21 protein-coding genes are annotated in these 20,289 nt (G+C 64.2%); 7 read left to right on the plus strand and 14 right to left on the minus strand.

All coding sequences use genetic code 11. The annotated features are described in order from the left end of the window. Nucleotides 1–18: 18 nt before the first annotated feature. The 3 genes from Q7I88_RS03460 to Q7I88_RS03470 all read left to right on the plus strand — a co-directional run bounded on the left by Q7I88_RS03460 (nt 19) and on the right by Q7I88_RS03470 (nt 4,631). Nucleotides 19–222, plus strand: a complete 204-nt coding sequence (locus tag Q7I88_RS03460) for a DUF2093 domain-containing protein (RefSeq protein ID WP_305097641.1) — start codon at nt 19–21, stop codon at nt 220–222. A gap of 53 nt (nt 223–275) precedes the next feature. Continuing rightward, on the plus strand, nt 276–1,163 hold the full coding sequence (locus Q7I88_RS03465) for a M23 family metallopeptidase (RefSeq protein WP_305097642.1): 888 nt from the start codon (nt 276–278) through the stop codon (nt 1,161–1,163). Between the two features lie 303 nt (nt 1,164–1,466). Beyond that, the gene (locus tag Q7I88_RS03470) at nt 1,467–4,631 is read left to right on the plus strand and encodes a TonB-dependent receptor (protein WP_305097643.1); all 3,165 of its coding nucleotides are present in this window, start codon (nt 1,467–1,469) and stop codon (nt 4,629–4,631) included. A gap of 132 nt (nt 4,632–4,763) precedes the next feature. Here Q7I88_RS03470 and Q7I88_RS03475 read toward each other — a convergent pair whose 3' ends face one another. Together Q7I88_RS03475 and rpmB are read right to left on the minus strand one after the other, a co-directional pair. Next, a complete protein-coding gene (locus Q7I88_RS03475; protein ID WP_305097644.1) occupies nt 4,764–6,257 on the minus strand; it encodes a tetratricopeptide repeat-containing sulfotransferase family protein in 1,494 nt (497 codons plus the stop codon). Nucleotides 6,258–6,390: 133 nt separating this feature from the next. Next, nucleotides 6,391–6,678, minus strand: a complete 288-nt coding sequence (gene rpmB / locus Q7I88_RS03480; RefSeq protein WP_305097645.1) for a 50S ribosomal protein L28 — start codon at nt 6,676–6,678, stop codon at nt 6,391–6,393. A gap of 124 nt (nt 6,679–6,802) precedes the next feature. Between rpmB and Q7I88_RS03485 the strand changes: the two genes are divergently transcribed. After that, nucleotides 6,803–7,258, plus strand: a complete 456-nt coding sequence (locus tag Q7I88_RS03485; RefSeq protein WP_305097646.1) for a nucleoside deaminase — start codon at nt 6,803–6,805, stop codon at nt 7,256–7,258. A 5-nt stretch (nt 7,259–7,263) separates the two neighbouring features. On the opposite strand, the gene Q7I88_RS03490 is transcribed toward Q7I88_RS03485, so the two are convergent. From Q7I88_RS03490 to Q7I88_RS03545, 12 genes are all read right to left on the minus strand, one after another. Then, a complete protein-coding gene (locus Q7I88_RS03490) occupies nt 7,264–7,965 on the minus strand; it encodes a ribonuclease T2 family protein (protein WP_305097647.1) in 702 nt (233 codons plus the stop codon). After that, a complete protein-coding gene (locus tag Q7I88_RS03495) occupies nt 7,966–8,394 on the minus strand; it encodes a hypothetical protein (RefSeq protein ID WP_305097648.1) in 429 nt (142 codons plus the stop codon). It abuts the gene before it with no gap. Between the two features lie 63 nt (nt 8,395–8,457). Then, complete coding sequence (gene nadC, locus Q7I88_RS03500; RefSeq protein ID WP_305097649.1) at nt 8,458–9,318, minus strand: carboxylating nicotinate-nucleotide diphosphorylase; 861 nt, start codon at nt 9,316–9,318, stop codon at nt 8,458–8,460. Between the two features lie 128 nt (nt 9,319–9,446). Next, nucleotides 9,447–10,241 carry a LytR/AlgR family response regulator transcription factor gene (locus tag Q7I88_RS03505; RefSeq protein WP_305097650.1) on the minus strand — a complete coding sequence of 265 codons (795 nt, stop codon included), beginning with the start codon at nt 10,239–10,241 and terminating at the stop codon, nt 9,447–9,449. Next, nucleotides 10,238–11,428 carry a sensor histidine kinase gene (locus Q7I88_RS03510; protein WP_305097651.1) on the minus strand — a complete coding sequence of 397 codons (1,191 nt, stop codon included), beginning with the start codon at nt 11,426–11,428 and terminating at the stop codon, nt 10,238–10,240. Before Q7I88_RS03510 ends, Q7I88_RS03505 begins: the two co-directional genes overlap by 4 nt. Nucleotides 11,429–11,511: 83 nt before the next feature. Next, nucleotides 11,512–12,204: a DsbA family protein gene (locus Q7I88_RS03515; protein WP_305097652.1), complete on the minus strand. Its 693-nt coding sequence runs from the start codon at nt 12,202–12,204 to the stop codon at nt 11,512–11,514. Nucleotides 12,205–12,214: 10 nt separating this feature from the next. Next, entirely contained in the window at nt 12,215–13,678 is a 1,464-nt protein-coding gene (locus Q7I88_RS03520; protein WP_305097653.1) for a M48 family metalloprotease, read from the minus strand. A gap of 12 nt (nt 13,679–13,690) precedes the next feature. After that, a complete protein-coding gene (locus Q7I88_RS03525) occupies nt 13,691–14,626 on the minus strand; it encodes an alpha/beta hydrolase (RefSeq protein WP_305097654.1) in 936 nt (311 codons plus the stop codon). Nucleotides 14,627–14,761: 135 nt separating this feature from the next. Next, nucleotides 14,762–16,507: a PAS domain-containing protein gene (locus Q7I88_RS03530; RefSeq protein ID WP_305097655.1), complete on the minus strand. Its 1,746-nt coding sequence runs from the start codon at nt 16,505–16,507 to the stop codon at nt 14,762–14,764. 108 nt (nt 16,508–16,615) lie between these two features. Beyond that, nucleotides 16,616–17,896: an MFS transporter gene (locus Q7I88_RS03535; RefSeq protein ID WP_305097656.1), complete on the minus strand. Its 1,281-nt coding sequence runs from the start codon at nt 17,894–17,896 to the stop codon at nt 16,616–16,618. A gap of 40 nt (nt 17,897–17,936) precedes the next feature. Further along, complete coding sequence (locus Q7I88_RS03540; RefSeq protein ID WP_369426121.1) at nt 17,937–18,293, minus strand: DUF2141 domain-containing protein; 357 nt, start codon at nt 18,291–18,293, stop codon at nt 17,937–17,939. A gap of 53 nt (nt 18,294–18,346) precedes the next feature. Further along, on the minus strand, nt 18,347–19,066 hold the full coding sequence (locus tag Q7I88_RS03545) for a sterol desaturase family protein (RefSeq protein ID WP_305097657.1): 720 nt from the start codon (nt 19,064–19,066) through the stop codon (nt 18,347–18,349). Between the two features lie 133 nt (nt 19,067–19,199). On the opposite strand from Q7I88_RS03545, the gene Q7I88_RS03550 reads away from it, so the two are divergent. Genes Q7I88_RS03550 through Q7I88_RS03560 form a run of 3 tightly spaced genes read left to right on the plus strand, consistent with a single transcriptional unit; the run spans nt 19,200 to nt 20,256 of the window. After that, the gene (locus tag Q7I88_RS03550; RefSeq protein ID WP_305097658.1) at nt 19,200–19,619 is read left to right on the plus strand and encodes a hypothetical protein; all 420 of its coding nucleotides are present in this window, start codon (nt 19,200–19,202) and stop codon (nt 19,617–19,619) included. Next, on the plus strand, nt 19,604–20,038 hold the full coding sequence (locus Q7I88_RS03555; RefSeq protein WP_305097659.1) for a hypothetical protein: 435 nt from the start codon (nt 19,604–19,606) through the stop codon (nt 20,036–20,038). Before Q7I88_RS03550 ends, Q7I88_RS03555 begins: the two co-directional genes overlap by 16 nt. Continuing rightward, nucleotides 20,035–20,256, plus strand: coding sequence for a helix-turn-helix transcriptional regulator (locus Q7I88_RS03560; protein ID WP_305097660.1), 222 nt, complete (start codon nt 20,035–20,037; stop codon nt 20,254–20,256). Before Q7I88_RS03555 ends, Q7I88_RS03560 begins: the two co-directional genes overlap by 4 nt. The last annotated feature ends 33 nt before the right edge of the window (nt 20,257–20,289 follow it).

Genomic DNA, 20,289 nt, shown 5'->3' on the forward strand with positions numbered 1-20,289 from the left:
GTTGCTAAGGCCGCATCCATGCTGATGAATTCGCGACAGACCCCCGCCACGCTGATTTACGGGCCGAACGGCTTCCGCGTGGTCAAGCCCGGCCATTTCGTCTCTTGCGCTGTGACTGGCGAATCCGTTCCGCTCGAAGAGCTGCGCTACTGGTCGGTCGAGCGGCAGGAGGCCTACGCCGGCGCCGCCATCGCCACGCAGCGGCTGGCGGGCGGCGATTGAAATTGCTGGTCCGAACGCTTCGGTTCGCATTGCTCACCTCAATCGGCGTCGCGTTGGCCGGCTGCGTCGGTCCGGGCGATACCGCTCCCCCTTCGGCGCCGACTCCGAGTCCGGTCGCAGTCGTCCAGCCGACCCGGACCCCGCCAAAGCCTGCGCCCGCGCCTTCTCCGACCGGCCCGACCACTTTCGTGTACTCCGGCGAGCTGACCCAAGGCGGCTGGCTGCGCGGCCAGGCGCCCGCCGGGACCGTTACGGCCCGTCTCGGCGACGAGATCCTGGAGCTCGACCCGGCCGGGCGCTTCTTCGCCGCCTTCGACCGCGACGCGGGGCCCGCGGCGATGCTGACGGCCACGCTGTCCGACGGGCGCACGGTCAGGAGCCCGCTCACGGTCAGCCCACGCGACTGGGATATCGAACACGTCAATGTCGCGCGCACCCAGGGCCGCACGACTGCGGAGTTCTGGAAGATCCGCGAGCCCGAACTGGCGCAGATCGCGGCGGCGCGGGCCGAAGACCACGATATCGGCGGCTGGCGACAGGATTTCATCTGGCCGGTCAAGGGGCGAATCTCGGGCCGCTTCGGCTCGCAGCGGATCTATCGCGGCGGCGAAGCGGGCAGCTACCACTCGGGCCTCGATATCGCGACCGGGGAAAGCGGCACGCCCTACGTTGCCCCGGCCGACGGCGTCGTGGTGCTGGCCGCGCAGACCCCGTTTTCGCTCGAGGGCAATCTCCTGATCATCGATCACGGCGACGGGCTTAACAGCGCCTTCCTGCATTCCTCGAAGCTTGCCGTAAAAGTCGGCGACGTGGTTCGTCAGGGTCAGTACCTCGGTAACATCGGCATGACGGGGCGGGCGACCGGGCCGCATCTGCACTGGTCGCTCAAATGGCGGGATGCGAGGCTGGATCCGCTGCTTTTCGTCGCGCGCGGCGATTGAGCCGCGAGTCATCCAAGCATAAAGTTTCTGCGTCATCGACCTGCGGTGCAATTTTGCAACGCTTCCTGCGGTTGCATTTGAAACATTGTTGCAAAACCCGCGGAATTCGTCGATTTCTGAGTGTCGTTGGTCGGCTCACAGCCCCGTGTGGCAATTTGGTTACAGCTGAAAACCAATGTCCCCGGCGGCGGACAAGAGCTTTGACCCGCGCCCCCAAGTTCTCCCATTGCACCGCATCATTTTCCGATTGGGATTCGCGTGCCCGAAGCGCGCGGATGGGGCCGGCGAGGCCACTGTTCGGAAATGCTCAAGGTATCGTCGCAGTTCCGGCGGCGGCCTTTGGAAAAAAGGGACTGGAACGTGAAATCATTCCTCAAGAAATCGGCTCTGTGCGGCGCTAGCTGCCTGCAAGCCCTCTCCGTCGCCGGCATCGGTGTCGGCGCTCTCGCTCTGGCCACTCCGGCTGCAGCGCAGGACTACACGGCCGGCGCTGTCACCGGCACCGTCACGGACGAATCGGGCAACCCGGTCACGGGCGCTACCGTCACCCTGACCTCGACTGATCAGGGCTTCAGCCGCACGAGCTCCACGGGCCCCAACGGGAACTTCCGCTTCGGCGGCCTGCCCACCGGATCCTACAGCATTAAGGTTGAATCGGCCAACACCGCCAATTTCACCGCTACCGACGTGAGCGTACTCGCCGGTCAAACGGCTTCGCTTCCGATCACCGTCGCCGCTGTCGGCGGAAATGAGATTGTCGTCACCGCGGCGCAGATTCAGCAACCCTTCACGGGCACTACGACGGGCGTGAACGTCGACGTAGCCGAGCTGACCAAGACCGTTCCGATCAGCCGCGATCTCACGTCTGTCGTACTGCTGGCGCCGGGCACTACCAAGGGCGACACTGCCTTCGGCAACCTCGCGTCGATCGGCGGCTCATCGGTCGCGGAAAACGCCTATTATATCAACGGACTCAACATCACGAACTTCGACAACTACGTCGGTTCATCGCGGGTGCCGTTTGAATTTTACCGCTCGGTCGAAGTGAAGTCGGGCGGCTATCCGGCGGAATTCGGCCGTGCCACCGGCGGCATCGTCAACGCCGTGTCGAAGTCGGGCTCAAATGAGTTCACTGCTGCGCTCCATCTCAACTGGACCCCAACCTGGGCCACTTCGGCGGGCAAGGATCTCACGCTCAACGACGGCTACAAGACCACGAATCGCGCATTCGACTCCCGCCGCGGCAGTGACTATTCTGCGATCGCCGAGCTCGGCATGCCGATCATTCGCGATCGACTGTTCGTCTACGGTCTCCTCGAATATCGCAACAGCGATGTCTACACGACGAGCCGTTCGGGTCGCTCGACCAATCGCGATCGTTCGAACGATCCGTTCTATGCGATCAAGGTAGATGCTTTCCCGATCGACAGTCAGCACCTCGAATTCACGCTGTTCGACACCCGCCGGACCACAACCCGCCAGGTATACCGGTATCAGGAGAGCCCCGAGGGAGTCGCCTCGCTTGGCGCCGTTACCTCGACGCGCGAATATAATGCCGGTGGTGTGAACTTCGTGGGCAAGTACACGGGACAGTTCACCAACTGGCTCACCCTGTCTGCTGCATACGGTCGGATGCGCGATCGCTTCGACAGCGAGGGCATCGATACCGCGTCCAACAATCCGTACTTCCGCAACGTTTCGGGCGGCACTCTGTTCGGTGTTCCTGATCGCGGTTATTTCACCCCACAACGGGCAAGTTCGGCGGAATTCCCCTACACTACGGAACGCAAGTTCTATCGGGCTGATGCCGACGTCCTTTTCAGTCTGTTCGGCGATCACCATGTTCGTGGCGGCTTCGATAAGGAAGACAACACTCTCGCTCACAATACGGTCCGGACCGGCGGCCCATTCGAACTGGCGAACGGGTACATTACCCAGACGGCGTTCGATGCTGGCAACGGCGGGGCAGGCGTGGTCTATATCGCCAACCCTGACCAGAACGGTCAGCACCAGGTGGAAGTGAACTACTACAACACAGGTGGTACCTTCACTTCGACCAACCAGGCGTTCTATCTCGAGGACGAATGGCAGGTGACCGATCGGCTGACCGTAAACCTGGGTGTGCGTCGCGATGATTTCCAGGTCAACAAGCCGGACGGCACCGTGTTCCTTGAAAACAAGAAGAACTACGCCCCCCGTCTGGGTCTGACCTACGAACTGTTCCCGGAATCGAACGGTCGCGTCTACGCAACTTATGGGCAGTACTTCCTGCCGCTGGCCAGCAACACGGCGTACCGTGCTGCGGGTGCGGAATACTACATCCGCGAACAATTCAGCTTCTCGGGGCTGGACGCCAACGGCCTTCCGATTCTCTCCGGTCAGATCGACGACCCTGATTATTCGAAGACCTGTCCCTTCAACATCACCGGCTCGCCGTTCTCCAGCGGAACGCGCTGCGCCGTAACGGGAGATGGCTCGGTTAAGGATCCGAAGTATTACATCGGCCAGGATCTGAAGGCGACGCGTGAATCGGAGTGGATCGTCGGTTACGAGCAGAATGTCGGCCCAGTAAAGGTCGGAATAAGCTACACGCATCGTAACCTCGATCATACGAGCGAGGATGCCAGCCTCGCTACGGCGATCCTGAACTATTGCGATGCCAACAACATCACCGATTGTCCGGCCGCCTCGTCCGTGACCGGAAGCGAGCAGTTCGCAATCATCAACCCGGGCGAAGACGTCACGGTGATCGCCGATCCGTTTTGGGGTCCAACTTTGGGCGACACGGAGATCACGATCCCCGCTAAGCTTACCGGATATCCGAAAGCTACCCGCAAGTATGACGCGGTTTCGCTGACCGTGGACAAGCCTTGGGATGGGCGCTGGAGTCTAGGAGGCAACTACACCTGGTCGAAGAGCAAGGGTAATTCGGAAGGCTTCGTGCAGTCGGACATCGGACAGGACGATGCCGGCGCAACGATCGACTTCGACTTCCCCGGGTTCACCGAAGGCTCATACGGCTATCTGCCGAATGATCGTCGCCATCGGATCGCGCTTTACGGCGCCTACGGGTTGACGGATTCGCTCATCCTCGGCGCTAACATCTCGATCCAGTCGCCGCGGCACCTGAGCTGCTTCGGCGCCTATCCAACAGTGAACTTTGCCCAGAACTACGGTACCGGCTACGTCCACTATTGCGGGGGCAAGCTTTCGCCCCGTGGAACGGCGACCACGACGAACTGGTTGGAGCAGACGAACCTGTCAGCGCGTTACAAGATCAACGTGCCGACGGGGCAGGAACTTACGTTCCGCGCCGACGTCTTCAACGTCTTCAACTCGCAGGCGGTCACATACCGCAACGAGACCGGGGATCTGAATTCCAGCTTCGCTCCCGATCCGGAGTTCGGCCGGCCCGCGTCCTACCAGTCACCGCGTTCGGTCAGGTTTGGGCTGGACATTACCTTCTAAGATAAAAAGCCTGAGAGTTCGCTGGAAGGGCGGTCCGGGAGGACCGCCCTTCTTTTTGGTGCTGTGGGGCCAAGTCGGAAGCCCACTTACCGAATGACGAGGGCGACCTGCCCGCAGGCAAATCAGGCTGGTTCAACGGCCTTCATAGGTTTGATAGAATTCGCCCATCCAGCGCTCATATCGCCTCGAAAGTCCTATCCGGCCGGTCACGATGGGCTGGCGGACTTGCACCATACTGGCAGTGCGCACCTTCCGTTTGGATAGGTGCGCCTGGTCTAATCCCGGTTGCGGCGGCAGGCCCGCGTGTACCAGGAGGCGATCTATCGTGGCGGTCGGATTTGCCACGAATTCCTCATATTGTACGACCATGATCTGCTCACCGAAGTGCTCCTGCCAATGGGCGAACAGGCGATCTTCCAGCCGCATGAAATGCCCTATGTCCGCGAGCGACCAGGACCACGTCATCGGAGAGCTGAAGTAGTTTCGGAAGCAGGAAAGCGCCACGTCCGCAGCATCGCGCCTTAGCCAGACTATGGGGCAACGCGGGAGCGCGTGCAGTATGAAGCCCATCTGGTGGGAATGAAGCAGGGTCTTGTCGACGACCAGCGTGTTTGCGCCGAAGCGCATGTCCATTAGTCTCGAATAGGTTGCCGCTACCCGCCCCCACGGGTCGGGTTCGCCGCTTGCCTGGTAAGCAAACGCCCCCTCTAGCGTCTGCCCGAGAGTCGGTATCAAAGCAGGAGCCAGGAGATTGACTTCACCGCCATCGGACACTGCGTCGTGCGCAGTTAGAACCTGTTCGGTCAACGTAGTCCCACTGCGCGGAAGGCCATTGACGAAGATCGCGCGCTTGTGGGGCCGCTGCGGCGGCTTGAGCTTTGCCATGTTTTCAGGTGTGAAGTCGCGCACCAGGCGTTCCACAAATGCCTCCATCTGCGCCCTTTCGTACCGTTCCCCCTTTCGTCGCAGATCCGCCCCCGCAGTGTAGTGACGCATGGCGGCTTCGAACTCTCCCAGGTCGTGATATGCTCGGCCGAGTGCGTACTGAAAGCGGCTCCCTGCGTTCGCGTCGGCGCTGCCCATATGGCGCGATGCCGTGAGCATGGCGTCGAAAAGCTCGGGCGAGTCTTTGAAATTCGACACTGCCGACAGGGCAAACCAGATCAGCGGAGCGCTTCCGCCACTCGACAAGGCACGGTGATAAAGACCGCGAGCTTTGTCGAAATCTCCGAGTTGCGCAGCCGTTTGGCCGCAAAAGTGCAGGACCGCGGGATGTTCGCGCACCTGCGACTCCATCCGCTCGATCTCCGCGACTGCCAGGTCTTCCCGCCCTGCTTTTGTCAACTCGCCCCAATAGAAAAGATACCGGCTCAGCAGCATAGGTGTAGTGCGGCTGAAGCGACGTGCGGCCTCGATCGCCATGTCGATCTCGCCGATTCGGGACGCCAATGCAGAAATGCTCTTCCAGAACTCTCCCTCAGAAGAACCGAGTGAAAGAGCTCGCGCGAGGCATTCCTGTGCGCCGTCCCGGTTACCGTCTTTCAGGCGAGCCAGAGCCTCGTAGGCCTGGGTATGCGCAATTGTTGCCACTTCATCGCCATGTAAAACCCGCTCGCTAAAGGTCAATGAGGGAGCATCTCGACAAGCAGGTCTGTGGAATAGTTTTGGCGTCCGACTCGCAGCGATGCGCCCATGCAAAAAGGCCGCCCGCCCCGGAGGACGGGAGGCCTTGTTTCACAGCTCGGCCGAAGCCGGCTGGTCAGGCGGCTTCGCCAGCCTTTTTGAGCTCGCGCTTAACCTTCAGCGCGCGGGCGCTGAGCTTTTCGTCGCTGGTCTTAAGCAGCCAGTTGTCGAGGCCGCCATTATGTTCGACCGATCGCAGCCCCTGCGTCGAGACGCGGAACTTGTAGCTGCGATCGAGCTTCTCGCTCATCAGCGTGACGTTCTGCAGGTTGGGCAGAAACACCCGCTTGGTCTTGTTGTTGGCGTGGCTCACGTTGTGGCCAACCTGGCGGCCCTTGCCGGTCAATTCGCAGATGCGCGACATGATTAGTCTCTACTCGTAAATCGGATGGTGTCCGGGAAAGCGGCGCGCATAGCCGCACCCCTGCGAATCGTCAAGCATTCGCGCGCCATTGCCGGCCCGTCGGCGGCGGTTTAGCGAGGGGGCGATGACCCGCTGGCCGCTCCCTCCACCGATGCAGCGTGCGCTGGCCCTCGCAGAGGCCGCCGCTGCGGCAGGTGAAGTGCCGGTCGGCGCGGTGGTGGTGCGCTCGGGCCAGATTGTCGGGGAGGGGCACAACGCGCCGCGCGGGTTGTCCGATCCAACCGCGCATGCCGAAATCCTGGCGATTCGGCGGGCGGCGCAGGCGCTCGGGGCCGAGCGCCTGGAAGGGTGCGAGTTGTGGGTGACGCTCGAACCGTGCGCGATGTGCGCGGGGGCTATCGCCCATGCCCGGATCGACAAACTCTACTACGCTGCGGCGGATCCGAAGGGCGGGGCGGTCGAACACGGAGCGCGTGTGTTCGAGCAGGCGCAATGTCTGCATCGTCCCGAGGTCTATTCCGGCATCGGCGAAAACGCGGCTGCGGCGCTGCTGCGGGGGTTTTTCGCTGCGCGCCGCTAGAGCGACTACAATCCGCGCCAGATCGAGACCGCGGCCCCGTCTTCCGCTCCGCGCTCCCATTCCGGGCAAGCCGCGGCCCGAAATTCGCGATCGTAGCAAAGCCGGACGCCCTCCAGCCAGCCGCGCGGGTTGAGCACGACGCCGATCTGCGCAGCCTTCCAGCGCGGGTTGGCATCGGCAATCGCCTTCCGAAGGTCGCCAGCGTTCAGACCGTCGACACGCGACACGCGGTCGAAGTCGGGCCAGCGGACATTCGCCCAGAGCACGCGCTGGATCGCGAAATAGGCGGCGGGACTCTGCGTCATGCAGCTGCCGTGGCGCGCCCATTCGTGGCCCAGCAGCTGCGCCGAGGGCGTGGCGCAGAGGTTTTGCCGCAGGTCAGCCGCGCGGATCGGTCGCGCAGATCGGCACCATTGCGGCGAACGGCGCGCTCCCTCCGGCCACAGGCCGTGCAGAATCATGCCGAACCGGCCTTGCCGCCCAGAACACTGACGGGAGTCGGCGGGCGAGCCGGCGCGCGTGCGGCAGTATTCCGGCGACCAGCTTGCCGCCAAGGTGTAGCCGGTCACAGGCGCGTGCACCTCTGCGCCGCTTTCAGGCGCGGACAGTTCGATCGCCCCCCGGGGGATCCGGCATTGATACGCTTGCGCGGCGGCGGGGGCGGGCGCGCAAACGATGGCCAGCGCCAGCAGGCTGCGCGCAGCCATTCAGTCGAAGGTTTGCGGGTCTGCCGGCTCGGAGCCTGCGAACCAGGCTTTGGCATCTGGCCGAAACAGGAACCAGATTGCCACGGCCTGTGCAGCCACCGCTACCAGGCTGAGGACCTCGAGCATCGTCAGTCCGCCGGCGAAGGTACCGGGCAAACTGAACAGGCCGAGCAGGAAGAACAACACGATGATCCACTTGGCAATCGCGATGCGTTTGGCCGACGTCAGCCACCAGAGCAGCAGGTTGATCGCAATGCCGATGACGAAGGCGCCGATCGCCCAACCCGGCCCAAGCGCCAGGCCCTGCGCCGCGCCTTCGCCGGCGATCTGCGCGGTAACGGCGTCGTAGCCGATGATGAAGCCGGCCGCCGAGATGGCCAGCGAGCCGAGATAGAACAGGTCGAACTTGCGAATGGAATCGGGTTTCATGGCGTCTCCCTCCCTGGAAGACCCCTTTTGTGCCGGATGCGGGCGGCGCAGGCAATCGGATCGTCAGAGCGGATTGAAATCGAGCCCGATGTCGGCTGCCGGCGCGCTTTGCGTCAGGCGGCCGACCGAGACGTAGTCGACTCCGGTTGCGGCGATCGCCGCGATCGTGGCGAGAGTGACCCCGCCCGAAGCTTCTGTCGGTACGCGTCCGGCGACCAGTGCGACCGCCTTGCGCAGCGTTTCGGGCGGCATGTTGTCGAGCAGCAGGTGGCTCGCCCCGGCGGCCAGCGCAGGCTCGATCTGGTCGATCCGGTCGACCTCGCAGATGACCTGGCCAACTCCGGCATCGCGCGCGCGCCGCACGGCCTCGTCGGCGCTGCCGGCGACAAGGATGTGATTGTCCTTGATCATGGCCGCGTCCCATAGCCCCATCCGGTGGTTCTGAGCACCGCCCTGCCGGGTGGCGTATTTCTCGAGATGCCGCAGACCGGGAATGGTCTTGCGCGTATCGAGCAGCACCGCGCTTGTCTTGCCCATGGCGCGGACATATTCGCGGGTCATCGTCGCGATGCCCGAGAGATGCTGCACGGTGTTGAGCGCGCTGCGCTCGGCGGTCAGCATGGCGCGGGCGTTGCCCGTCAGCCGCATCAGGTCGGCGCCGGGCTCGACTTCCTCGCCGTCCTCGACCAGCAGCTCAACGTTCATGGCCGAGTCGAGCGTGCGGAAGAACGCGGCGGCGATCGGCAAGCCGGCCACAACGATGGCGTCGCGGCTGTCCATCACACCTGAAAACCGCGCTTCGGCCGGAATGACGCTCTCCGCCGTGACGTCATGCCCGCCGCCGGGCAGCCCGACGCCAAGATCCTCGTCGAGCGCGGCGCGAACGAATGCTTCGAGATCGAAGCCGGGGAGCGTGAAAGTCATGCGCAGGTTCCTAAACGGACCCGCAGGGTCCGCAAGGGCGCTTGGCTCAAATAGCCCGCCCGCAGCGGGGGGCAGCTTGCTGCCTGTCTAGCGAGGACGGACGCGCGGATTCGCGTTCGCAAGGCGAATCAGTGCACGAACCGCGCCACGACGTCGCGATAGGACCGGCTCACTTTCACTTCGGCGCCGCTGTCGAGCACCAGGAAGCACTCGCCGTTGGTGTGCGGTTTGACCTGGCGAACCTGGTCGAGGTTGACGATGGTCGAACGGTGGACGCGCTGGAACACGCGCGGGTCGAGCCGGCGCTCGAGGTCCTTCATCGTTTCGCGCAGGATCAGCGAATTGTCGCCGGTGTAGATGCACATATAGTCGCCGGCGGCCTCGATATGCTCGATCGTGTCGACGTCGACGCGGAAGATCTGCCCGCGGTCCTTGACGTTGATGAGCCTTTCGTAACGTCCGCTGCTTTCCTCGTCGCCGGCCATGTTCTCGATGGCGTCAGGGGCGACTTCGGCGAGGACGTCCTTGAGCTTCTCCGCCTCTTCGGCCGAACGCTTCTCGCTCAGCCGCGTGCGTACTCGCTCAAGCGTGTCGGCGAGCTTGTCCTCGTCGACCGGTTTCATCAGGTAGTTGACGGCGTTGGCTTCGAAGGCGCGGATGGCGTGCTCCTCGTAAGCAGTCACGAAGACGAACAGCGGCGGGTCGATCTCCATCACGCCCTTGACCACCGAGAAGCCGTCGAAACCCGGCATCTGCACGTCGAGGAAAACGAGGTCGGGCTTTTCGGTCTTGATCTTGCGAATGGCCTCGCGCCCGTTGGCGCAAGTATCGATGATTTCGACGTCGCTGAACTTCTCGAGCCGGAGTTGCAGGCCCTGAATGGCCAGCTTTTCGTCGTCGACGATGATTGTTCGAATGGTCATGTATCAAATCCCAGGGCCCGCGAGGCAGGCGGGCTATTAACTGTCGAGGCCGGAATCGGTTTCGGGCCCTCGGCGTGGTCGGCGAGACGCTGGTAGGGGATCTCGATGATCACCGTGAAACCGCCGTCAGCCGGGGTGCGAATCTCGAACAGGTGGTCCTCCCCGTAAGCTTGCGCAAGGCGATCGCGGATATTGGCGAGACCAACGCCGGTCGAAACGGTGCGGCCCGCGCCGGCGAATCCGGATGGAAATGTCGTCCGCGCCCGCCCGCCGTGCAATCCCGGCCCGGTGTCGGATACGGTCAGGCGAAGGCGTTGCCCGACCAGTTGCGCCGACAGGCTGATGCGGGCCCCTTCTTCTTGCGGGCTGACGGCATACTTGATGGCGTTTTCGACCAGCGGCTGGAGCAGGAAGCTCGGGATCGTGGCTTCGGCGGCAGCGGGATCGATGCTGAACACCGTGCGCAAACGGTCCTCGAAGCGCATGCGTTCGATATCGAGGTAGAGCTTCAGCGTCTCGACCTCCTGTGCCACCGAGACCTTGGCCCCGGGCTCGCTGATCAGCGTGTGGCGCAGGAATCCGGAGAGCCGGGTAAGCATGGCATTGGCGGGTTCGGTCTGCTTGAGCAGCACCAGCGTGCTGATCGAATTGAGTGTGTTGAACAGGAAGTGCGGGTTGAGCTGGTAGCGCAGCATGGCCAGCTGCGCGCTCGTCGCCTGGGCTTCGAGCCGTTCGAGGCGGTCGGCCTGTTCTTCGACCTGGAGGAAGAAGTTGATCGCGTAATAGAGCGCCGACCAGGCACCGAGCAGCGAGCCGTCGAGGAAGATCAGGGCGACGAAGCGCTGGGCGAAGCTCGTCTCGCGGATGTTCGCGTAATAGATTCCCTGCAGCCACGAATCGATCGACGCATAGAGCGTGACGGCCGCGGTCAGGACGAGCGCGGTCACCCCCCAGGTGACCAGTGCCGTTCGGTTGATCAGTTGGTGGTAGATCACCGCCAGGACGAGGCTGATCGAGAAGCCGGTCATCATTTCCACCAACACGATCAGCAGCAGGCCGGAAGGCTGCTCGTTGGTCAGGATGATCATCGTGCGAAGCATCATCGCACCGAGCCAGCCTCCCAGCTGGAGATTCCAGAAGGCGCGATTCTTGTCGGCGAAGAACGGGGTCGGCTTCACCGGCAACATGGGTTTCGTGTGGGACCATCCGGCGGGGGCGCTTTCCGCCGGGCGCTTGCGCGGCCTGCGCCGCAAGAAGGTGCCGAGCGCGTTCAGGACTGGCGCGCCTCCGCAATCGCGCTGGCCAAAGCCTCGTGGCCCACCGCGCCGTCGATTACCTGGTCGCCGATCACCCAGCCGGGCGTTCCGCTGATGCCGATTTGTGAAGCCAGCTGGTGATTCGATTGCAGGAACGGATCGAACTTGCCGCTGCCGATGGCCGCCCTGGCCTTGTCCATGTCCAGCCCAGCGCGCTTCGCCGCTTCGGCGATGGTTTTCGCGTCCGGCGTCCCGATGGCGTACATCGCATCGTGGAACGCGGCGTACTTGCCCTGCTCCGCCGCCGCCAGGGCCATGCGCGCGGCGTCGACGCTCTCCGGGCGGAGAATCGGATACTCGCGCATCACCACACGCAAGTCCGGGTTCTCCTTCACGAGCCGCTTCACGTCGGCGACACTCATGCGGCAGTACCCGCAAGCATAGTCGCTGAACTCGACCACGGTGACCTTGCCCTCGGGATTGCCCAAGACGGCCCCGGGGAAGGGAAGTTCGAGCTCGGCGCGTAAGGAACCGATGCGGACCGATTGTTGGCGCCGGTTGAGCTCCTCCATCGCCTTGGGCAGGACTTCGGGGTTCGCCATCAGGTAGGTCCGCGTGGCCTCGTCGCCGAAGCCGGCATAGGACCACACCGCAGCTCCGGCGAAGCCGCCGACGAGCGCAATCACGAAGGTAAGAAGCCAGCGCATGGCCAAGGGCTTACTTGCGGTCCTTCTCGCGTTCAAGCTGTGCGCGGGCCTGCATGGCAACGTCCTGGGCACGAAGCCAGTCGGGCGAGCCCTCCTCAAGACCCGCTTCCGCCGCCTCCGCGTTGCGCAGCGCTTCGGCCGATGCCCCGGTCATGACCTGCTGTTCGGAACTGGCCAGGCGCGCCCGGGGGATGTCGCCCTTGGCCCCATAGACCATGCCCAGATTGTACCAGGCGAAAGGATTTTCGCGGTCCTTGGCCACGGCGGCGCGCAGGACGTTTTCTGCTTCGTCGTAATGCTTTGGGTCCTCGGTCGCGACCAGCGCATGGCCGAAGGTCCCGGCGATCAGAGGATCGTTGGCGGTCAATTGGGTCGCTTCGCGCAGCGGCTCCAGAGCTTGGTCGGGATGCCCGGATTCGAGCAGGACCTGGCCCTTGAGCTCGAGGAAATAGGGATCGCCCGGGTCGCTGGCGAGCAGCGCGTCGGTTTCGCGGATGGCGTCGTCGAGCTTGGCTTCCTTGTGATAGGCGTAAGCCCGCGCGTAGTGCGCCGGGACGGTGTTCACGTAGGTCGGATAGCTGCGCAGCGTATCACCCGGCTTGGCCAGATAGCCGTAGAGCTTCGCCTTGACCCGCTGGAAGCGGGGTTCGATGTCGGCTGCCTTCTGCGATACGGCGGGGCAGGAGCCGAGATCCAGGTCGGTCGGGGGCGGCGGTACGGGCTCGCTCGGCGCCGGAATTTCGACGTTGGCTTCGAGGTCCACAGGCGGCGCATCGTTCCAGGCAGGATCGACCTTGAGATCATCCTCGAGCCGGGCGATGCGATCACCGGTCAGCGGGTGGGTACGCGTAAAGGCCGCGTCGTCTTTTTGGCTGTAGCCGTGGCGGAATTCCAGGCTTTGCAGCTTGCGGAAGAAATTCACCGCGCCCCGGCCGCTGATCCCGGCGCATTTGAGCAGTCGGACGCTGGCTGCGTCGGCGGTCGACTCCTGCGCACGGCTGAAGGTGAGCAGCGAGCCGTACGCCGCCTGCTGGCCCATCGCCAACGCGCCCATGGCGGCATCGCCCGCACCCGCCGCGGCGGCCGCGATGCCGACCAGCAGCGAGAGGATCGAGATACTGGTCGCCTTGCTGAGGCCCTCGTCGAAGCGAATGACGTGGCCGCCGATAATATGGCCGAGTTCGTGCGCCAGCACGCCTTGCACCTCGTTGGCGCTGTCCGCTGCGTTGATCAGGCCCGAATGGACGTAGATCCGCTGTCCTCCGGCGACGAAGGCGTTGAGCGTGGGATCGTTGATCAACACGACCTCGACCGAGCCCTTCGGCATCCCCGCCGCCACGACCAGCGGGTTGACCATGTCCTGCAGCAGCGCCTCGGTCTCGGAATCGCGGAGGATCGATTGCGCCGCCGCCGGTTGCGCCAATAGCATCGTTGCAGCGGCGAGGCAGGCGAGCAGTCTGGCGAGGAAGCGCATGTCGGCTTTCGGCTAAGACACAGCGGCCTGAACCGCCGCTGAAGCGGGGTTGAGAGCGATCGAATCGAAAAACGTCATCACCGCATCAATTTCGCGGCGGTCGCGGTCGAACGGACGGGCCAGGTGGGTCAGCGTGCCCGCATGGCTGAAGCCAGGCAGGACACGTATCTCGGCCCGCGCCCCGAGTTCGGCCTGGCGGGCAGCCAGGACCTGCGAATTGCGCGGCCTGACCGTCTCGTCGGCGTCGCCGGTGACGAGCAGCAACGGCGGCGCGTCGCCGCGCGCGAAGGCGATCGGCTGGGTCTGCCGCGGGTCGCTCCAGCCGCCGAAAGCCGCGCGCGAATAGTCGCTGTCCCACGGATAGAAGTCGTAGGGCCCGGCCAGGGCCGCGACGCCCTTTACGATGTCATCGGGCACGCCCTCGCGGCCGAGCCACTGGCGGTCGAGCGCGAGCATGACGGCGTTATAGGCTCCGGCGGAATGGCCCGACAACAACAGGGTCTCGGTCGAAACTCCCAGTTCGCTGGCGTGGTCGAGCAACCAGCGCACAGCCGCGGCGCTGTCCTCGAGCATGGCCGGGAAGCGGCCGGCATCGCCCAGGCGATAGCCGACCAGCGCGGTGGCATAGCCGCCTTGAGCAAAGGCACGGGCGACGAAGCCGTAGTCCGCGGGGCTGCCGTTCTGCCAGCCGCCGCCGTGGATGAAGATCACGAGCGGCGGATTGGCCACGCCGGCCGGGCGATAGACCGCAACGATCTGTTGGGGATCGTCGCCATAGGATCGGCGCACCGGCGGCAAGGTCGCGACCGGGCGGGCAAAGCGGGAGTCGATCCAGTCGAGCGTGGCTACCGACTGGTTGCGCACCGCCCAGGCGTAGGTCGCGGCGGCCCCCAATGCGGCGACGGCGACGAGGCCGAGGGTGAGGGACGCAGCAAGGCGCACGGACATGCCGGCCGCGCTACACGCGAGCATCGTTGCTGCGCAAGCCAGGTGCAAGATGGCGCCGTCTTGAGAGCGGCGAAGTGTGCCGCGCTCCCTGTGGTGCAGGAAACGGCGGTCCCGCATCACTTTGCGAAAGCGAGGTCAGCCGATGAGCTTCTTCGCCGCGCGTTCGAGCAGGCTAGTGTCGTCCGGCACTTCGCCGACCAATTCGATGCCTCGATCTTCGCTGCGGCGAATCATCACCAGGGCGAATTCGGCGCCGCTCGGGTCGAGGTCGGCGAGATCGATAGCCGGCAGCTCGCGAAGCTTCGCCGCGAGCGCTTCGCGCGGATCTTCACCCGGATCCTTGCCGCTTTCCGCCTTGCGCATCCGGCGTTCGGCCTGGACCACGCCTTTGAGTCCGCCTTCGGCGTTGCGCAAGTAGTCGCCGAGCGCGCCGCGCGGCAGTTCGAGGCGGTGAGCGTGGCTCAGCGCGGCGGCGTATTCGGTCACGCGGGTCTTGTCGTAATCGGCGCCGAAGACGAGCTTGATGATCGGCGTCATCGGCGCGCGATCCTGCACCGTGAGGCCGGAATCGACTAGCAATTCGTCGAAATTCTCGGGCTCTTCGGAGGCGGCGAGCGAGAAATCGTAAGCCCGGCCGATCGCTTCGTAGAGCGCGCTGCGGGTGCGGTCCTCGCTGGTCCGCGCGGCCGCTGCCATCTCTCTGGCCGCGGCGAGCCAGTCGCCCAGTTCCATGTTTGCAGGGTCGAGATCGGGAAGGCCGATTTCGGCGACCATGTCGCCTTCGTCGGGTTCATATTCCGGCTCGTGGGCGGAGGGAGCCGGGCCATAAACCTGCATCGGCTCGAGCTCTGGCTCTTCGTAGGCTGCCGTGGGCTCGGCGAAATCTGCGCCTTCCATGCCAGAGGCCGCGTCGAAACCGGGTTCCGAAAAATCCTGGTCTGCAGGAACTTCGGGCAGCACTGCGGTGCGCTCGGCCTTGCGCAGTCCGCCGCCGATCGAAGTCAGCGAACCGAACGAAGGACGGGGCATACCGCCGGACTCCGACTCCTCTTCGCCTTCTTCGAAGTCCTCGTCGTCGTCGTAATTGAGGCCGAACTTGGCAGCGTAGTCGATCGGCCCATCATCATCTTCTTCTTCGGCCTCGGCGTGGAAGCCGAGGTTGGCGCCGAAGGGGGCGCCGTCTTCGCCGAATTCGCCGTCGTCGACGTCGTTGGCAACAGTGGCACCCGGGCCGTCGGCCCAGTCGGTCATCGGGGTATCATCTAGGCGGCTCGGCGCGCCCTGCGGCTTCTGTTCGAGCGCCTGATCGACCTGGAGCAGCAATTCGTCGGACGTGTGCTGGTCGGCCAGTTCCTTCCAGTTGATCACCCCATAGATGAAGTCGATTCTTTCGTCGTCGGTCGAGAACGGCAGCAGGATTCCGCGGTAGAGAATCGTGGAGCCGCGCTGATTCACGAACTCGGCCTCGAACCCGATGGGCGCCTGATTGGCGAGGATCTGCATGTAATGGTCGGTGATGCGGCTAAGCAGCGAGCGCGCCGGCACGTCGGCCAGCGTCTGCAGGTCCTGCAGCGTGACTTCGCATTCCTGGGCGAGCTCGGACCCGAGATAGGCGATGCCGGGGTTCTCGATTCCCGCGGTAAAGTCGAGCAGCACGCTATAGGGGCCGAAATCGGGCAGGTCTTGCAGGTCGAGGTCGTCGATCGCCGGGAAGTTGCGGTCCTCCAGCATGCCGGCCCAATAGTTGTACGCACGAACCTGCATGCGCCGTTCGTCGGTGCCGATCGAGGCCGGCGGGGCTTCGCGGTCGAAGTCGTCTTCGCCCGCATCGTAGTCGCGCTCTTGATCAAGCGCTCCGAAGCTGCCCCTCAAGGTATCCATGGCAATAATGCCCCCGGTTCGGTCAATTCAGGGGATCGTTCTGGCGCAGCGTGGTAAATTAACCGTTAAACCGGCCTCTTCAGCGACAAGAATCTCAATCTGCTGGCGTCATGCCGCCGGCCGGGACGCCACCGTGCCTTCACCGATTTGCGGCATCGGCGCGAAAATGCGCAGCGTCACCAGCGCCGCCAGCAGCCAGGCGGAGGCGGCGAGAAGCGCCGGCGCCAGTCCTGCAGCATCCGACAATGCGCCCCAGATCCACGCCCCGATGGCGAAACCCCCGAACGACATTGCCTGGAAAATCGACAGGCACCGGCCGAGAATCTCCTCGGGACTGCGCAGCTGCATCGAGACGTTGAGGCTGGTCATGGCCGTCACTTGCCCGGCACCGGCCAGCAGGCTGCCCACGATGGCCTGGGGAAGCGAGGCAGACAGCGCGAGGGTGGCCAGCGCTGCAGCCGAGAACAGCATCGCCGCGCTGACCGCCGCCTCGGGCCCGAAGCGGCGGCGGAACGGAGCAACCCACAAGGCGGTCACCACCGAGCCGATGCCGAAAGCGCCGAGGACCAAGCCGAACTCGAATTCCCCGCCGCCGATCTGGTCGCGCAAGACCAGCGGGATCAGCGCCTGATAGCCCATTGCGCCGACGCCGAAGGCAAAGCCGCGCAGCAGGACGCGGCGCACCGGGCTCGACGAAGCGCAGAAGCGCAGCGCCGCGCCGATCGCCGGCAGAATCGCCCGGCGCCCGGCGGGCCCACGCGGGGGCGGGCGCCAGCGCAGCAGGACGAGGATCATCAGCAGATAGCTCAGCGCGTTGACCGTGAAGGCCATCTTCGGCCCCGAAAGCGACAACAGCAGGCCGCCGATCGCCGGGCCGACGCTGCGCGCCATGTTGAAGGCGATCGAATTGAGCGAAATCGCCTGCGGCAGGTCTTCGCGCGGCACCTGAAGGCGTACCGAGGCCTGCCATGCGGGGCCGTTGAGGGCGAAGCCGCTGCCGATCAGCAGGGTGAAGAGCAGCAGAGACCAGGGCGCCAGCGCATCGAGCCAGGCCATGGCGGAGAGCAGGGCCGAAACCGCCGCCATGCCCGCATTGGCCACCAGCATGACCGTCCGGCGATCGTAATGGTCGGCCAGGGCCCCGGCGAACATGCCGAAGAACAGCATTGGAATGACGACAGAGGCCTGAACCAGCGCGACCAGCAGGTGCGAATCCGTCAGGTCGGTCATCAACCACGCGGCCGCGGTCGACTGGACCATGCTGCCGACTGCCGAGACGAGGTTCGCGGTCCACAATGCGCGAAACAGCGGCCAGCGGAACGGTGCGAAGGTCGAATCCGCCGCTATGCCCTTGGCCGGGATGCCGAATTGGCCTGTTTCGCCGCTCACCTGAGGCGCTTAGGCTCGCTCCGGAAAAGCGGCAAGCGCGTTACAGCAGGTAGCGCATGCGTATCGTCTGCTCGACCGCACGACCGCCCACTTCGAAAGCCGCGGCGGCGAACTTGGGCGGGCCCATATGTACCGCAGCATCGCGCGAGAAGCCGAATCCTTCCCTGGGTATCATCAGGGTCTTGTCGGCGCGGCCGTTGCCGTTTTCGTCATGCAGCAGGGCAATTGCGTAACGCCCGGCCGGAATTTGGCCGAAATCGAGATGGACCTCTGGGCCCGCGGGAACGGTCAGCGAATATGCGTGGCTGTCGCCGGTGCAATCGGGAAAGCGCCGCGGGTTCGCAGTGAGGCAAGCCTGAACCAAGCCCTTGGCCGACCGCAGATCGATGACCGTCACGCGCACGTCGCCTCCCGGCGCTGCCGCCCCGGTCGTCAGCAAGGCACTCGCGATCAGGCCGAGCGCGGCGAAAGGCCGCGATCCGTGCCGCAGAGTCGATCCCAGAATCGAAAATAGAGGCCGTAGTTGCATTTGTACTCGTCGTGATGCCTTTGATGATGGCTCGCGGTTATCAGCCAATTGCCTGCCTTCGAGTAAACGAGGGCGCGGGGAAACATCTCCCAGCCCATGTGGTTCGTCACGCCCATGACGGTCATTATCGTCAAGACCAGCAATAGCATGACAACATGTATCGGCACGATGAATACGAGGGCCGGAATGACGATTGCCCCGCTCAGCGCCTCGAGCGGATGAAAGCTCATCGCCGCCCACGCGGTCGGCGGACGGCTGGCGTGGTGCACCGCATGGGCGGCGCGAAACCAGCGCGGGCGGTGCAACAGACGGTGCGTCCAGTAGAACCAGGTGTCGTGCGCCAAGAGGTAGAGAAATACGGATAGCGGCAGGTACCACAGCGGGTAGTCACTCCAGCCGTCGTAGATCAGCGTCCAGCCGCGTTCCCGCCAACCCCAGGCGACAACGCCCGCCGGTACTCCGTAAATCGCTGCGGACGCCAGAGACCAGCCGATCTCGCGGCGGATCTGCGGTTCGAGCGATGCATAGAGGCCCGGGCGAACCCGCCGGGTGACGAGAGCGAACAACCCGCTGCTGGCGAGGTAACGGCCGCCGACTATCAACGTCATGGCCAGTGCGGAAAGCAGGATGCCGATTGCCATGCGGCAGCTCTAGCGCCCCGCGCAGCAAGGGGACAGACTTTCCATCAATGACAAGAAGATTTGACTTTAAGACAAGAGAGACATACATCGCGAGTCGTCAAGAGGGTTTGACATAAGGCCAAGAGGTTTTGACATGAGGACAACTGGCTCACCCTTTACCGCGAGAGAGCGCCGGCTCCGCCGCAACGGTTGGATCTTCAACGCGTGGCTCTTCGCTTTCGCCGCCACTTTCCTGATCGGCGGGCGGGTCTTTCGCTATGCCGACTCGGCTCCGGAGGGGCCGCCGGCCATCGCGCTTTCGCTGCTGCCTCTCCTGCCGAGCGCCTTCGCCTTTCACGCCTTCCTGCGATTCGTGCGCGAGGCGGACGAGATGATCCGCGCGGTGCTCGTCGAGGGGCTGATGTTCGGCTTTGCAACGGTGATGGTGTTTTGGGGCGCGATCCAGCTGCCCGAGCACGTCTGGCTGCCAAAAGTCAGCGCCGACTTGCTCATGGGTGTGCTGCTCGTTGCCACCGGTTTCGGCGGCATTCTCGCCCAATGGAGGCGGAAATGAGCGGTGACATGAACAGTTGCGCGGCGAGCCTGCGGCCGCGAGATGTGCGCAACGGGTTGGCAATCAATGTGTTCAGCGCGATCTGGGCGGTAAGCTTCGTCGGTGCGACGGCGCTGGTCGCTTTTCTCGACCCGCCCGCTGTTCTGGCGGCAGCCATTGTCGCGGTGCCGCTCGGCGTCTCTTTCCTCGTCCTGCGGTCCTATCGCAAGTTCCTGGCCGAAGCCGACGAGCTCTTGCGCAAGACTCATCTCGAAGCCTTGTGTCTGGGTGCAGGAGCAGCCCTGTCGGTGGGTACGACGTTCCTCTTGCTCTTGCCGCTCGGCGCATCGGCGCCTTGGGGGCTTGCCCTGACGCTGACCGCCCTTTGCCTCGGCTACACCTACGGCGTAATTCGCGGACTGAAGGCCTACCGCGAATGAACAACCGGCTGCGCGTGCTCAGGGCGGAACGCCGCATGTCGCAGGCCGATCTGGCCGAGCTGGTCGACGTTTCGCGCCAGACGATCAACGCGATCGAGGTCGGCAAGCACGACCCCAGCCTCACGCTCGCCTTTCGCATTGCCCGAGTGTTCGCCCAACCGGTCGAGGCGCTGTTTTGGGAAGGCGAAGGGCGCGAGCGGGCGCTGTCCCCCGATTAGGCTTGCGTCACATTATTTAGCCAATTACCTAAA

It is taken from the genome of Croceibacterium aestuarii (genome assembly GCF_030657335.1).
Taxonomy (GTDB): Bacteria; Pseudomonadota; Alphaproteobacteria; order Sphingomonadales; family Sphingomonadaceae; genus Croceibacterium_B; species Croceibacterium_B aestuarii.